Annotated in this window: 11 protein-coding genes, 1 rRNA gene and 3 riboswitches; of the genes, 1 reads left to right on the forward strand and 11 read right to left on the reverse strand. The window is 45.8% G+C overall.

The genetic code is table 11. The features are described 5' to 3' along the window. The 11 genes from MHZ92_RS17615 to MHZ92_RS17665 all read right to left on the reverse strand — a co-directional run. Positions 1 to 109 (reverse strand): 16S ribosomal RNA (locus MHZ92_RS17615); the annotation flags it as partial. Positions 110 to 549: 440 nt separating this feature from the next. Next, entirely contained in the window at positions 550 to 1,884 is a 1,335-nt protein-coding gene (locus MHZ92_RS17620; RefSeq protein ID WP_239433027.1) for an NCS2 family permease, read from the reverse strand. Positions 1,885 to 2,027: 143 nt separating this feature from the next. After that, positions 2,028 to 2,129: riboswitch (purine riboswitch) on the reverse strand. Further along, positions 2,124 to 3,677 (reverse strand): glutamine-hydrolyzing GMP synthase, encoded by a 1,554-nt coding sequence (gene guaA / locus MHZ92_RS17625; RefSeq protein ID WP_239433028.1) that lies wholly within the window; start codon positions 3,675 to 3,677, stop codon positions 2,124 to 2,126. (Overlaps the previous riboswitch by 6 nt.) Positions 3,678 to 3,764: 87 nt before the next feature. Next, positions 3,765 to 3,866, reverse strand: a riboswitch (purine riboswitch). Between the two features lie 30 nt (positions 3,867 to 3,896). Then, on the reverse strand, positions 3,897 to 6,098 hold the full coding sequence (locus tag MHZ92_RS17630) for a DUF4129 domain-containing transglutaminase family protein (RefSeq protein WP_239433029.1): 2,202 nt from the start codon (positions 6,096 to 6,098) through the stop codon (positions 3,897 to 3,899). After that, complete coding sequence (locus MHZ92_RS17635) at positions 6,098 to 7,306, reverse strand: DUF58 domain-containing protein (RefSeq protein WP_239433030.1); 1,209 nt, start codon at positions 7,304 to 7,306, stop codon at positions 6,098 to 6,100. The genes MHZ92_RS17630 and MHZ92_RS17635 overlap by 1 nt, the downstream gene beginning before the upstream one ends. Beyond that, the gene (locus MHZ92_RS17640) at positions 7,303 to 8,253 is read right to left on the reverse strand and encodes an AAA family ATPase (RefSeq protein ID WP_239433031.1); all 951 of its coding nucleotides are present in this window, start codon (positions 8,251 to 8,253) and stop codon (positions 7,303 to 7,305) included. The genes MHZ92_RS17635 and MHZ92_RS17640 overlap by 4 nt, the downstream gene beginning before the upstream one ends. Before the next feature lie 160 nt (positions 8,254 to 8,413). After that, the gene (nadE, locus tag MHZ92_RS17645; protein WP_239433032.1) at positions 8,414 to 9,238 is read right to left on the reverse strand and encodes an ammonia-dependent NAD(+) synthetase; all 825 of its coding nucleotides are present in this window, start codon (positions 9,236 to 9,238) and stop codon (positions 8,414 to 8,416) included. Between the two features lie 17 nt (positions 9,239 to 9,255). Next, positions 9,256 to 10,725 carry a nicotinate phosphoribosyltransferase gene (locus MHZ92_RS17650; RefSeq protein WP_239433033.1) on the reverse strand — a complete coding sequence of 490 codons (1,470 nt, stop codon included), beginning with the start codon at positions 10,723 to 10,725 and terminating at the stop codon, positions 9,256 to 9,258. Positions 10,726 to 10,813: 88 nt separating this feature from the next. Continuing rightward, entirely contained in the window at positions 10,814 to 12,151 is a 1,338-nt protein-coding gene (locus MHZ92_RS17655) for an MATE family efflux transporter (protein WP_239433034.1), read from the reverse strand. Between the two features lie 77 nt (positions 12,152 to 12,228). After that, entirely contained in the window at positions 12,229 to 12,543 is a 315-nt protein-coding gene (locus tag MHZ92_RS17660; RefSeq protein ID WP_239433035.1) for a DMT family transporter, read from the reverse strand. A gap of 1 nt (position 12,544) precedes the next feature. Next, positions 12,545 to 12,880 (reverse strand): DMT family transporter, encoded by a 336-nt coding sequence (locus MHZ92_RS17665; RefSeq protein ID WP_239433036.1) that lies wholly within the window; start codon positions 12,878 to 12,880, stop codon positions 12,545 to 12,547. Positions 12,881 to 13,007: 127 nt separating this feature from the next. Further along, a riboswitch (SAM riboswitch) is annotated at positions 13,008 to 13,112 on the forward strand. A 79-nt stretch (positions 13,113 to 13,191) separates the two neighbouring features. On the opposite strand from MHZ92_RS17665, the gene MHZ92_RS17670 reads away from it, so the two are divergent. Continuing rightward, positions 13,192 to 14,319 (forward strand): methionine biosynthesis PLP-dependent protein, encoded by a 1,128-nt coding sequence (locus MHZ92_RS17670; RefSeq protein ID WP_239433037.1) that lies wholly within the window; start codon positions 13,192 to 13,194, stop codon positions 14,317 to 14,319. The last annotated feature ends 25 nt before the right edge of the window (positions 14,320 to 14,344 follow it).

Consider the following 14,344-nt stretch of genomic DNA (forward strand, 5'->3'; position numbering starts at 1 on the left):
CCCGTCCGCCGCTAATATCAGGGAGCAAGCTCCCTTCAATCCGCTCGACTTGCATGTATTAGGCACGCCGCCAGCGTTCGTCCTGAGCCAGGATCAAACTCTCCATAATAGAGAAATTCGAATAGCTCGAGTTTCTTGCTGGCATCATTTAAGATGTCAATTTTGAATCCGTAGATTCGTTTTGTCTGTTCGCCGACGGGGTCGGCTTCAAGACTTTATTTGTTGACGTTTTGCTGTTCAGTTTTCAAGGTTCATGTTTGTTGCTTTTCGCTGTCGGTTCTTGTCGTGCTCCCGACTGCTTTACTACTATACCAAATGGTTTTCAAAGTGTCAACAGTTTTACAGCATTATTTTTTCAAGTTCTATTTCTACTATAATACATACGCTCACGACTACTATCAAACACACTAACCAAATGCCATTATAAGAAGCTGCAACGTAAATACTCTCTATACTATTCACTCATTCATCTCTATGATCCAACAAAAAAAGAACGGCTCCATAGGAAACCGTTCCTTTCAATTACGAAGGCATCACTTTCCTTTAAATTCATTTCAGGAAAATGAAATAAAGGATGAAGATGACGAAGAGACCGTACATGATCGGGTGAATCTCTTTTCTTCTTCCGCTCAATATCATTGTAATTGGGTAGAATATGAAACCAATTGCTATTCCTGTAGCGATGCTCGCTGTCAGTGGCATCGTAATGATTGTGAAGAAGGCAGGAACGGCAATTTCAAATTTTGTCCATTCAATATTCCCCAATGTCGATACCATCAGCACGCCGACGATAATAAGCGCAGGGGCTGTCACTTCAGGTGTAATGACAAATAATAATGGAGAGAAGAACAACGCGACTAGGAAAAGCAGACCCGTCACAACGGAAGCAAATCCAGTTCTGGCACCAGCCGCTACACCAGCAGTCGATTCGATATATGAAGTCGTCGTCGACGTTCCGAAAATTGCACCTGTCACTGTTGCCATTGAGTCCGAAAGCAATGCTTTTCCGGCACGCGGTAATTTTTCATCCTTTACCAACCCTGCCTGTGTGGCTACCGCTACGAGTGTTCCTGCTGTATCAAAGAAGTCGATGAATAAGAACGTAAGAACAATAACTAGGAATTGAGTTGTCATCAATGACGCAGAGTTGTTGAAGATCGCTTCGAATGCAGCACCAAATGTTGGAGCAACGGACGGTACTTTGTCAACCACCTTAGAGGGAACATCGATCAAATTGACGATCATTCCTAATATGGTTGTCAAAATCATTCCATAGAAGATAGCTCCTTTAATTTTGCGTACCATCATGATAACGGTGACGACTAAACCGAAGATTGCAAGCAATGTAGTTGCTTTACTCAAATCACCAAGAGCAACGAGCGTATTTGGATCACCAACGATGATACCCGCATTTTGGAAACCGAGGAAAGCTATAAATAGACCAATACCCGCTCCAACCGCAAGTTTTAATGGTGCTGGTATAGCGTTAATAATAATTTCACGTAATCCAGACAACGATAAGAAAATAAATATGATTCCAGAGAATAATACGCCTGTTAAAGCTGTTTGCCACGGAATTCCGTAATTGAGTACAACCGTAAATGCGAAAAACGCGTTTAATCCCATTCCTGGAGCCAAAGCGATAGGATATCTTGCAATCAAGCCCATGAAAAGTGAGCCTACAGCTGCAGCCAATGCTGTTGCAACGAAAACGGCGCCTTTATCCATGCGCATCGCATCAGGAAGATCAGGTACCCCTTCTAATGAAAGCATGAGCGGATTGACAGCCAAAATATATGCCATCGCGAGGAATGTGGTCACTCCTCCGACAATCTCACGCCGATAGTTCGTTCCAAGCTTTTCAAACTCAAAATATTTCTTCATGATAACCGTCCCTCATAAATTATTAGTATAAATACGTAATGCAAGCGTCATCAGGTCGGAACTCTTTTTTGATAATCAATAACAAAAAGGAAGTATACGAATACCCGTATACTTCCCCATGACAATCAAATTAAAACGATTTTCGCCTTTAATTCAATCATCGTAGTCAGAACATTTACGGCGTTCCGGTAGAGACTTTTGGGCCATATCCCCAAAGATATACGATGCGGTTATATAGTTTACTCCCACTCGATCGTGCCAGGTGGTTTTCCTGTAATATCATAGACAACCCGGTTTACGTGGTCGACTTCAGATGTGATGCGTGTACTGATTTTTTCAAGTACATCCCAAGGAATGCGAGCCCAGTCAGCTGTCATGCCATCTACTGAATGAACAGCACGCAATCCTACTGCATAGTCGTAGGAACGTTTTTCATTTCTTACGCCGACGCTGCGGATGTCAGGTAGGATGGCAAAGTATTGCCAGATTTCCCGATCCAGCCCCGCTTTTGCGATTTCATCGCGAAGGATCCAGTCAGCTTCACGAACAATTTCAAGCTTCTCTTCCGTGATTTCTCCGAGTACCCGAACGCCGAGGCCTGGTCCTGGGAATGGCTGACGATGAACGATGTCTGCCGGCAATCCAAGTTCTGCTCCAACCGCGCGCACTTCGTCTTTGAACAATGCTTTTAACGGCTCGATTAATTCAAAGTCCATGTCTTCCGGTAGTCCCCCGACGTTATGGTGGGATTTGATCACTTCTTTTGTGGCCGTTCCGCTTTCGATAATATCCGCATAAATCGTACCTTGTGCAAGGAAGTCGATTCCTTCGAGTTTTGCGGACTCCTCGTCAAATACATAGATGAATTCATTGCCGATGATTTTCCGTTTCTCTTCCGGATCAGTGACACCTTTGAGCTTGTCCAAGAACCGTTTGCGAGCATCGACTTTGATGAAGTTCATATTGAATTGATTGCTGAACGTATCGACAACGCTTTCCACTTCGCCTTTACGTAGCAGACCGTGGTCAACGAAGATGCACGTAAGCTGATCTCCGATTGCGCGGTCAATTAACGCCGCTACAACGGATGAATCGACGCCGCCACTCAGTGCGCAAAGGACTTTCCTTTCGCCGACTTGAGAACGAATCTTCTCAACTTCGATGTCGATGAAACGTTGTACTGTCCAGCTATTCGTCACCGCACAAATGTTGATGACGAATTGACGGAGCAACTCTTTTCCTTCAGTTGATTGTCCAGCTTCCGGATGGTAAAGAACGCCATAAAGATTTTTTTCTTCATTCGCAAATGCGATTACTCCGCCGTCCTCGTTAGTTGCGACAACAGCGAATCCTGCAGGTACTTCAGCGATCGCATTTCCGTTGCCCATTAGGACGGATTGCTTTTCAGCTTGTCCGGTAAACAGTTTTGAAGCTGTCGTTACGTTGATGTCCTGAACATCAGAAACATTTTTTGCTCCGGACTTCCCACCGAATTGATTGGAGATGAGTTCCGCCCCGGAAGAAATGCCGAGTACAGGGATGCCCAGATTGAAAATGTCAGCGTCGATGTCGAAATCAGTACCGTTTGGTCCGCCGGAAAGGATGATTCCGACAGCGTGCATTTTTTTGATATCCTCCGCAGTGACCGTATGAGGATGCAATTCACTGTAAACTCCCAACTCACGGATCGTACGTGTAATCAGTTGGTTGTATGTACTGCCGTAATCGAGCACAACAATTTTTTCCTGTTCGATCAATAAAGGAGCTGTCGACAATTGATCCACCTCTTTCATTTAGTTTCCGTTGCCTCTAATCAGTAAAGACGCGTAAGAAAGTCCTTCTTTCCACGCGTCTAAACGTTCTACTGCTGGCAGAAACAGACATGGCTGTCCCGCCTTCATAGACAAGTCATTCTCGGTGACTTAGTAGAAACATCCGAACCATATTATCGGATATATATGAGGGCATATCGGTGTTCTTTTTGTTAATCTTACGCTTCCGATATACAAAAATCAACAAGTAGCCCTATTGATTAAATCTTCCCATATTTCCTGCAAGCTTGCCCATTCGTCGTGCTTTGTATAACCGCCATATAGGCCGCGTTCATACGCTTCCGTGAGCAATCCCATTTTACGGCCTCCGAAGTATTCATCCACCGTTTTCGCATACTCCGATAACGTCATGCTTTCTTTCCGTTTAAAGCCGAATCGATCCAGCTGTTTCAATAAGCTTTTGTATTGCTTCGTGTATAGCTCCCAATCCGCTTTCCGCTTCCGGTACATACTTGTCAAAAGTTTAGGAATCCACTTCCCGCGATGCTTATATACGATCCAGGAAATGAATAACAATAGTGCACCACTACTGAATCCGACCCAAGCATTTTCACGTAGGAAGTCGCCTGTCTTATTGAAGAACGCTGCGATACTTTGCTCTTCCTCTTTCTTAGCAGCCGTTTCCGCCCGGTCGACTTCGGGCTCCTCACGCTCTTCCATTTCAGGTGCCTCCGGATCGCTCACATCTAGTTCAAGGTCATACTCGATGCCGGTCATATTGGAAAAACCAATCGTCGGTTCGAAAGGCATCCATCCGAACCCCGGAATATAAGCCTCTACCCATGAGTGTGCTTCATTGTTCGTCACTACATACTCCGTCCTGCCTCTTGAGTTCTGTTTCGCTTCACCCGGCGCGAATCCTTTCACCCAACGTGCGGGAATATCGGATGCACGGAGCATGACGACCATGGACGTTGAAAAATTATCACAATATCCCCGTTTCGTATCGAATAGGAATTGATCTACATAATCTTCATTCCCTCTCGGCACGGCGACGTTTTGTTGGTCGTAAACGAATCCGTTTCTTGCAAAATACCGCTCTACTGATTTCACTTTTTCATAGACACTTTCCTGTTTCCCGGTAATATCGAGCGCCAACTCGCGGACGCGATCTGGCAATTGCTCGGGCAGCTGCAAGAATTCGGAGAAATCCATTGATTCCAATGCATAATCATCCATTGAAGTTTCTCGCAGCGCCTTTAAACTGTATCGTTGCTCGACGAGATCGATTCCGAACGAATCCAGTTCCGTATTCTCCCCGTCTTTCATGACCCAAAATTGGCCGGTCTCCACTTGATTCTGCAAAACGACATCCGTTCTCGTATGGATTTTTGTTGTACCATATGGGTAAACGAGATACGGCAATTGTTCATTCATATTGATTACAGCGCTTAACACTTGGCTATCTTCAAGTTGTGCGTCCGCACTTTCATTCGCAAGTAATGTGCCCGGAATAATATTGACTGGCATCGACTCAACGGATTGCTGTATCCATCCCTTTGACGTATACGTATTTTTCGTTTCGATTTTCCAATATTGCCTTCTAGGGACAGCCGCCCTAAAAACGACCGTATTATCTTGCGCGAATGCGCCCCCTAGCCTCGAATCGTCCGTATCGTACCCACTTTTCGAAACGAGGCTACCGCTGCCATTTCCGATTCCTTCCCCTTGCACGACTGATTTTAAGAAAGGGACAGGATCTGGCCAGGCAGGCCCCCGGTCCGGCATGAAGTTCGCGAAAGCACTGCTGCCTATGACGGCGATCAATAATGGAACTGAAAAAGTGGCAAACATTCCGGTGCCCATCTTTCGTCCATGTCGTTCGGATATGCGGGAAATCGTCAGCAATCCTATTAATAACAGTCCAGATACCATAATTCTAAAAATTGCCCCGTCTGCAGAATACGAGCTGAACGTATCTAAAACAGCGATGAATACGACCGTCATTACGTAGAAAAGTAGAATGCTTTTCCGCACTTCGATCCAATGGCGAATCAAGTAAATTGTCATCCACAACAGAACGAAAAAGAGGACTGTCCGGAATGGATTCGTAATGTCCCCCCAATACCAAGCCGCAATAATGCCGACATTCGAGTATAGATCTTTACTGAGTAAAACGACTGTTTCTTTGGAGAAAATAGCGGTTTTAAAAAACATATAATGGAGCGACCAAAACAAATAGATGATTTTTAATGGCACGGAGTACCACCATCGCATCTTCAGCAATCCGAATAAAAAGGAAATGGCGATGAAATAAAGGAAGACGGCTATATAATCCGTATCAGTCAATTTAACAACAGGCAATAGCCATTCCCAGAGCAGCAGAAACGCCAATATATACATGAGTATGAGGACGCGCATATCCGTCCTTCCTTCATTCATCAACTAGCCACCTCCTTAAAAGCTTCCGAAAACTGCTTATTGCTCAGTGCATGAACCGTAATTCCTTTCGCTTTCGCAAATCTAATTTGCTCCTGGATTTGAGGAGGTATCACGCCTTCCCCGTCAACAATTACAAAACAGATAACCGCCTTCGTGTTTTTCACAAATGCCATTACTGATTGAAGGAATGTCCAATCTGGGCTTGACGTCACTAAGACGACGCTGCCAGCAGCTGCTGTAAGTGATGAATACGCCAATGGCTGCATCGCGTCTGGTGGGACAGGTTGAATTTTAGCTAAATGAACGAAAACATTGTGCAGCTGGTCTGCAGAATGGATGAATGGGAATACGACTGTCTCCGCCCCGGCGGAAGCAAAGGCGATGTTCGCGTGATGGTGGGCAGCTTCTTCAACGATCGATGCTGCCAGTTCAACTTGCTCCTCAAACAGATCCGAATCCCTGCCGTCAAGCAGCACGATGAGATCCTCCGATTGCCGGTCCTCAAATTCCTTCGTCATTAGATTTTGCGTGCGGGCAAATGATTTCCAATGAATCCAAGTCACCCGGTCTCCCGCCTGGTAATCCCTCACCCCGGTTGCCATCGTCGTATCCTTGACGAGTGAAAACGGGGAAATGAGAGATCCACGGTCGTATTGGGCGTTTATCGGTGCATATTTAATCGAAATCGTATTCGGATAGACGAGTATAGCATCCTTCAACTCTATGAAAGCACGTTTTTGGATCCATCCAAAAAAATCGGAGACTTCGATTTCGACGCCTTCTACAATATGCTCTCCTCTTGGAAGCTTATCGATTTCATAGGAGAATTCCACACTTTTTTTGAAACCGAACAAGAAGAGCTGCCTTGTGCGATTCTTCGCTCTTCTGTTCATAGCGGGATCCGTCCATTTTTCAATTGCAGCTGTATACAATAAGGGGAAAGGAACCGTCCGTGAAAGTTTAACCGTCACGACGAGCTTCCCCCCGTTTTTAATCGTTTTCGTTCGAAGGATGCGCTCTGCTTTTATATTATTCATCGGATAGGCAAATAGAGTGATGGAATATAAAAGAAAGGGAGTTAGCATATAAAAAATCGTCCAGCTTACTTTGCCCCCTTGAAACATAGCGAAAACATAGACAGAAAAGAATAGGCCGACGATGAAAACGAAGCGGCCAGTCATCGATAGCAGTCTTTTCCCTTTTGTCATTTCAATCCGACCCGGTCGATCGGCACACTGATTCTCGTTAAGATCCGTTCGACGATTTCATTCGCAGTGATCCCTTCGTACTTCGCTTCGGACTTGAGGATGAGCCGATGGCCGAATACAAAAGGAGCCAAGTATTTCACATCGTCAGGCGTTACATACGTTCGCCCTTTTATGAGTGCATAGGCTTGGCATGACTTCATGAGCGCTAGCGAGCCACGGGGGCTGACTCCGAGATAGACATGCGGGTTATTACGTGTTTCCGATGCACAATCGACAATATAGGTTTTTATCGTATGGTCGACATTCACTTCTTTTACCGCTCGTTGGAGTTCCGCCAATTCTTGAATCGAGAGGACAGTTTCGATATGATCGAGCGGCACCGATTTTTCCGCTCGCGATAGCACTTCGATCTCTTCGACCCGTTTTGGATACCCCATCTTCAATTTGAAAAGAAACCGGTCCAGCTGTGCTTCCGGCAGCGGGTAAGTGCCTTCGTATTCAATCGGGTTTTGGGTTGCCATGACGAAAAACGGTTGTGGAATTCGAATCGTTTCTCCGTCGACAGTGACCGACGACTCTTCCATACTTTCTAGTAAAGCAGCTTGTGTCTTCGGGGATGTCCGGTTAATTTCATCCGCCAATACAATGTTGCCGACAATCGGACCAGGCCTGAATTCAAATTCCATTTCCTTCGGATTGTAAATGGAAACGCCAAGTACGTCCGACGGCAGTAAATCCGGCGTGAACTGGATACGCTTGAACGAGGCGCCAATCGATTTCGCTAGCGCTTTCACCATCATCGTCTTCCCGACACCGGGGACGTCTTCAAGTAGAACGTGTCCGCCGGCAAGCAGGGCCGTAACGCTTAGCTCCGCAATATCCCGTTTGCCGATCATTACCTTATCTATATTCGCAAGAACTTTGTCGATAACTTGTGCATTTTGCATTCTTCTTCCTCCCATTCCAGCTTCTCTCTATAAACATGTCCAAAAATTCACAAAATGTAACTTCATAATACCGCAATCTTCGACTAGGTACAACACAGTAAATTTAACAGAAAAAAGTAGAGGCGGAAACATAAAGCTCCCCTCTACTTATCGTCAATTCTTATTTCCAAAAATCGTCGAAAATAGTGATCGGCAAATGACGCTTATGCTCCGATCGTTTATAGTGTTTTTCAATCGTTTCGAGTGCTTTATCAGACACTTGCTTCCCTTCGAGGAAGTCGTCGATCTCCTCATAAGTGACCCCAAGCGCGACTTCGTCGGGCAAAGCGGGCTTATCGTCTTCCAAATCCGCCGTCGGCACTTTCGTATACAGATGCTCGGGAGACCCAAGCTCCTTCATTAATTGACGGCCTTGCCTTTTATTCAATCGGTAGATTGGCATGAGGTCAGCTGCGCCGTCGCCAAATTTCGTATAAAAACCGGTCACCGCTTCCGCAGCATGGTCGGTGCCCAGCACAACACAGCTATGTGCAGCCGCAATTGCGTATTGGACTTTCATTCGTTCCCGCGCTTTTTCGTTGCCCTTCGTGTAATCAGAAATAAGGATTCCCGCTTTCGCCAATGCCTGTTCGCTCGCATCGACCGCGTCCTTAATATCGACAGTATAGAGCAACGTCGGCTTGATGAAGTCAAGGGCATCTTGTGCGTCATCTTCGTCGAACTGCTTTCCATAAGGAAGTCTGATGGCAATGAATTTATACCGATCCGTTTTGTTTTCTTCGTTCAGTTCATCGACAGCCATTTGCGCGAGCCTGCCGACGAGAGTGGAATCTTGCCCACCTGAAATGCCGAGGACAAAGCCGTTCACGAAAGAGTTTTTCATCGCGTATTCTTTCATGAAATCAATTGATTTGCGGATTTCCTCTTGCGGGTCAATTGACGGCTTCGTTTTCAGCTCTGCAATGACCTGTTGTTGGAAAGTCATTTTTCGAACCTCCTCCTTTAAAATGCATCAAATGCATCCACTTTTTCTTGCACTTCACGGATGTTGCGCATTTTATTGTCCCAACATTTTTGGCTCAAATCGACCGGATATTCTTCCGGGTTCAATGAACGCTTATATTCATCCCATAACAATCCTAAGTTATCGTTGGCATACTGGCGCATTTCATTCAACGTAGGATTTTTATAAATGATTTTTCCTCCCTCGACGACTTTCGTATGCAAGTTGACGGCATCAAAATTCGTAACGAATTTGGAGATGAATGTATGGACGGGATGGAACATTTTGATTCGATCCTCTTTTGTCGGGTCTTCGTCATGCATCGTAATATAGTCGCCTTCCGCCTTGCCGTTTTCCCGATCGATAATACGATAGAGTTTTTTCCGACCCGGCGTCGTCACTTTCTCGAAACTGGATGAAATTTTGATCGTATCTTCCATTTCACCGTTTTCATTTTCAATCGCGACGATTTTATAGACTGCACCGAGAGCTGGTTGATCGTAAGCGGTGATTAGCTTCGTTCCGATTCCCCACGAGTCGACCTTCGCCCCTTGTGCTTTTAAGTTCAAAATTGTATATTCATCCAAATCATTCGAAACGACGATTTTGGCATCGTGGAATCCGGCTTCATCGAGCATGCGTCGTGCTTCTTTCGACAAGAATGCAATATCTCCGCTATCAAGGCGGATGCCAATGAAGTTGATTTGATCGCCAAGCTCCTTCGCGACTTGGATCGCGGTCGGAACTCCAATTTTAAGCGTATTGTACGTATCGACGAGAAACACACAGTCCTTATGGCGTTTTGCATATGAATGGAACGCTTCATATTCACTACGATATGCTTGAACCATTGAATGTGCATGAGTTCCTGCAACTGGAATGCCGAATCTCTTACCGGCACGCACATTACTCGTTGCCTCGACCCCGCCGATGACAGCTGCACGAGCTCCCCAGACTGCCGCGTCCATTTCATGTCCCCGTCTGCTTCCGAACTCCATGACGACTTCATCTTTGACGACTTGTTTAATGCGGCTTGCCTTTGTCGCGATGAGTGTCTGGAAATTGACAATATTAAGAAGCGCTGTTTCGATGAGCTGAGCTTCCGCCAGCGTCGACTCTACACGGAGAATCGGTTCATTCCCAAATACGAGTTCTCCTTCTTTCATCGAATAGACATCGCCCGTGAAGCGCAAGTCCTTCAAATAGGCGAGGAAGTCGTCTTTATAGCCGAGCTCTTCCTTCAAATAAAGCAGGTCGCTTTCACTGAAATGGAAATCCTTCAAATAATCGAGGATTCGCTCAAGTCCGGCAAAAATCGCATAACCGTTCCCAAATGGCAAGTTTCTGAAGTAAAGCTCAAAAACCGCTTTCCTTTCATGCATGCCATCCGCCCAATAGGATTCCGCCATGTTGATTTGATAAAGATCTGTATGTAATGCTAAACTGTCATCTACATATTTCGAACTCATGCCAAATCTCCTTCTTCCGATATCTTCTGTCGGTACTAGTATATACCCAAAATTAAACCATCACTAACAATAAGCGCATCGCTCGCGTTCATTCTCCAATGGCCTCCGCTTGCTTCCACTTACCATACCGGTAATAAAGGAAAGCAATGACGCTGCTAATGACAAAGCTTATGCCGATCCCATAGGCAATCCCTTTCTCCCCCATAATGCCAGAGAGGAAATAAGTGACGGGGTATCGCAAAACCCAAAAGGAAATGATATTGAGCACAAGCACTTGAAACATCGCTCCTGACGCACGGACCGCGCCATTCAAAACGAAATTGATACTTAAAAAAGGATAGAAAAATGCAATTGTCTTCAAATAGTCTGCACCAAACCGAACAGCATCCGCGTCAGATATGAAGAGTCGGATACCCCTGTTCGCAAAAGCGACGATGAGACCTGCAATGACGAACATAATGGCGAGATTGAAAAAGAAGCCGATGAGCGTGATCTTATGGACACGATCCCATTTCCCCGCCCCAATATTTTGCCCTGCCATACTGTTCACAGCCATTCCGATCGCCTGTGCCGGCAGCATGATCAAGCTATCGAGCCGCTGCGCAGCCCCATATCCCGCGACAACTGCTGGGCCAAACGAAGCGACGACGCTCATTATCGCCATAACCCCGGCCGAAACGACACTCATTTGCAAGCCCGCAGGAATACCTAATTTCAAAATATCGAGCACTTCCCGCTTCGCAGGAATGTACGGCTTTGAAAACGGTATGAGTTTCTTCCTCATCGTATAAATGGCACCCGTCGCAAAAGCGACTCCTTGAGAGACAATCGTTGCAATCGCAGCTCCTTGGACGCCCCAACCGAAGACGGCAATGAAAATCGGATCAAGCACCGTATTTAATAATACGGCCGTCAAAACGAAATAGATGGGCGTCTTCGAATCGCCCACAGACCGTAATACCGTATTGATAAAATTATATCCAAAGAGAAACACAATCCCGAAAAAATTGACTCGCAAATATGACGTCGCCATTTCAATCATTGAATCAGGTGTTCCAAGCAATGTTAGGATAGGTTTTGCTAAAAAGAAGCCCGCAACACTTAAGACGACGGACATGATTCCAAGCAAGACGACGAAAGCATTCAAATACTTGCGAAGTCCCGCCTCGCTTCCCTTTCCCTTTTGTTGGGACAGGATTGTAAGTGCTGCATTATTCAACCCGATGACAAACGAAAGGACGGTGAACACGACAGTCCCTGAAATCGCTACAGCTCCAAGCGCATCGGCGCCGATGAGATTTCCAACCCATAAGCTATCGATGAATTGATACGATACTTGCAGCAAATTCGTAAGAATGATTGGAGCCGAGTAGAAGACAAGCTGTTTCCCAAGCGGTCCTTCCGTAAAATCATATTGTTTCGCCACAGCACTCCCCCTTAAGATGAATTGATAATCTCCCACCATCATAAACCAAATTGGAAACTATTTCAGTCCAACATTCGTCAACCAAATAACTTTAATCCGACCGCTCCTCCGATAATCAAACAAAGGAACAGAATCCGTTTCCAGCCTGCCGCTTCCTTGAAAAACAAGATCCCCATCAATACCGCGCCAGCTGCACCGAGTCCAGTCCAAATTGCATACGCTGTCCCCATCGGTATATCGCGCATGGCGAGTGACAGAAACCAAAAACCTACCGAGAATGTCACGACAATGAGCAACAGACGTGGCAACGACCTTTTTTGCAAATAAAGATTGATAGCCATGACGCCGAAGATTTCTCCAAAACTTGCAATGACTAAATAAACCCAAGCCATCTCAATCGCCCCCTTCCGACTCTTCTGATTCAACCGTCGTCATTTTGATCCCAATAACTCCTATGATGATAATCGTGATAAAGATCACCTTTGCGATAGAAAACTCCGCATGAAAAAACAGAAAGTCGATCAAGACGATCGCCGCCGCCCCCGAACCGGTGAACACCGCATAGACCGTGCCGGACGGAAGCTTTTCACAAGCCTTAATAATTGCATAAAAACTGACGATAATCGCAACGATAGTCCCTGCCCATTCGAGCGCTGTATCGGAGTAACGGAGCCCGATCACCCAAAAGACTTCTACGATTGCTGCCAATAAAACATAAAGCCAAGCCAATGGAATCCCTCCTCAATATGCATCATTATAGCAAATGGTCGTCCCCACTAGTTTCCGAAACATCTTGCATTCTAGCCAAGTACATGATAAATTAAGATAAATATTTTCTAACAATACTATATTTTGATTCTTATCAAGAGAGACGGAGGGATTGGCCCGATGAAGTCTCAGCAACCAGCCCGAACCTGGTATGGTGCTAATTCCAAAAGGCGTAACGTCTTGAAGATAAGAAGATTGATTTCAACTACGTTGGAGGCGCTCTTCTTAATTGGAGAGGCCTCTTTTTTAATAGAACAAAGGAGATGGGCAACTTGACAAAGCAGAGTATTAACACGAAATTAGTACAACTAGGAAATCAGAGTGATCCAAGAACCGGGGCAGTGAATCCTCCCCTTCATTTTTCCACCGCCTACAAGCATGATGGGCTCGGGCTGTCTACAGGATACGACTATACACGGACGAAAAACCCAACGCGGACGATTCTCGAAGAAGGCATTGCTGATTTAGAAAACGGCGACCGCGGCTATGCATGCAGTTCAGGGATGGCTGCGATCCAACTCGTCCTTTCCTTGTTCAAGCCGGGGGACGAACTGATTGCGCCCGACGACATTTACGGCGGTACATACCGATTGTTCAACCAATACGCGAACATATATGGTATCCGAACGTCGTATACATCTTTTGAGAGCGTCGAGGAAACGGAAAAGTTAATTACCGAAAACACGAAAGCACTTTTCATCGAAACACCGACAAATCCGCTCATGATAAACATTAATATCGAGAAACACGTAGAACTTGCAAGAAAGCATGGCTTGCTTGTCATCGTGGACAATACGTTTTTAACGCCGTACTACCAACGCCCGATTGAATTGGGAGCTGATATCGTCGTTCATAGTGCGACAAAATATATCGGCGGGCATAATGACGTCCTTGCGGGGCTCGTCGTCGCAAAAGGAGAGGATTTATGTAACCGTCTAGGTGAAAACCATAATGCAATTGGCGCTACGCTCTCTCCGTTCGATTCATGGCTTGTCATCCGTGGACTGAAGACGTTGCACGTACGAATGAAACAACATGACGCCAATGCGAAAGAACTCGTCTCCTATTTGGAAAGCGAGCCGCTTGTCGATGACGTCCTGTACGCAGGAAAAGGCGGGATGATTTCGTTCAGGCTACGAGGCAGTGAATGGATTGATCCGTTCTTGCAAAGTTTACAACTCATTACATTTGCAGAAAGTCTCGGAGGAGGCGAGAGCCTGATCACGTACCCGACGACCCAAACGCACGCGGACATTCCTGAGGAAGAGCGTGAAAGACGTGGTGTAGATAAACGGCTGTTGCGTTTTTCTGTCGGGTTGGAGGAAGCTGAAGATATCATTGCGGATCTCAAGCAAGCTTTACTAGCCGCTGCCGAAAAAACTGCGGTTGGCCAAAACTAAAATAGAGGGAAAGAGAGTGATGAGG

Source organism: Sporosarcina sp. ACRSL (assembly GCF_022346605.1).
Classification (GTDB): domain Bacteria; phylum Bacillota; class Bacilli; order Bacillales_A; family Planococcaceae; genus Sporosarcina.

Coding starts and splice junctions, on each gene's coding strand:
- nadE (WP_239433032.1), bottom strand. CDS start 9,238: ATGACTTTCCAACAACAGGTCATTGCAGAGCTGAAAACGAAGCCGTCA.
- MHZ92_RS17660 (WP_239433035.1), bottom strand. CDS start 12,543: ATGGCTTGGGTTTATTTAGTCATTGCAAGTTTTGGAGAAATCTTCGGC.
- guaA (WP_239433028.1), bottom strand. CDS start 3,677: ATGAAAGAGGTGGATCAATTGTCGACAGCTCCTTTATTGATCGAACAG.
- MHZ92_RS17620 (WP_239433027.1), bottom strand. CDS start 1,884: ATGAAGAAATATTTTGAGTTTGAAAAGCTTGGAACGAACTATCGGCGT.
- MHZ92_RS17650 (WP_239433033.1), bottom strand. CDS start 10,725: ATGAGTTCGAAATATGTAGATGACAGTTTAGCATTACATACAGATCTT.
- MHZ92_RS17635 (WP_239433030.1), bottom strand. CDS start 7,306: ATGACAAAAGGGAAAAGACTGCTATCGATGACTGGCCGCTTCGTTTTC.
- MHZ92_RS17640 (WP_239433031.1), bottom strand. CDS start 8,253: ATGCAAAATGCACAAGTTATCGACAAAGTTCTTGCGAATATAGATAAG.
- MHZ92_RS17630 (WP_239433029.1), bottom strand. CDS start 6,098: ATGAATGAAGGAAGGACGGATATGCGCGTCCTCATACTCATGTATATA.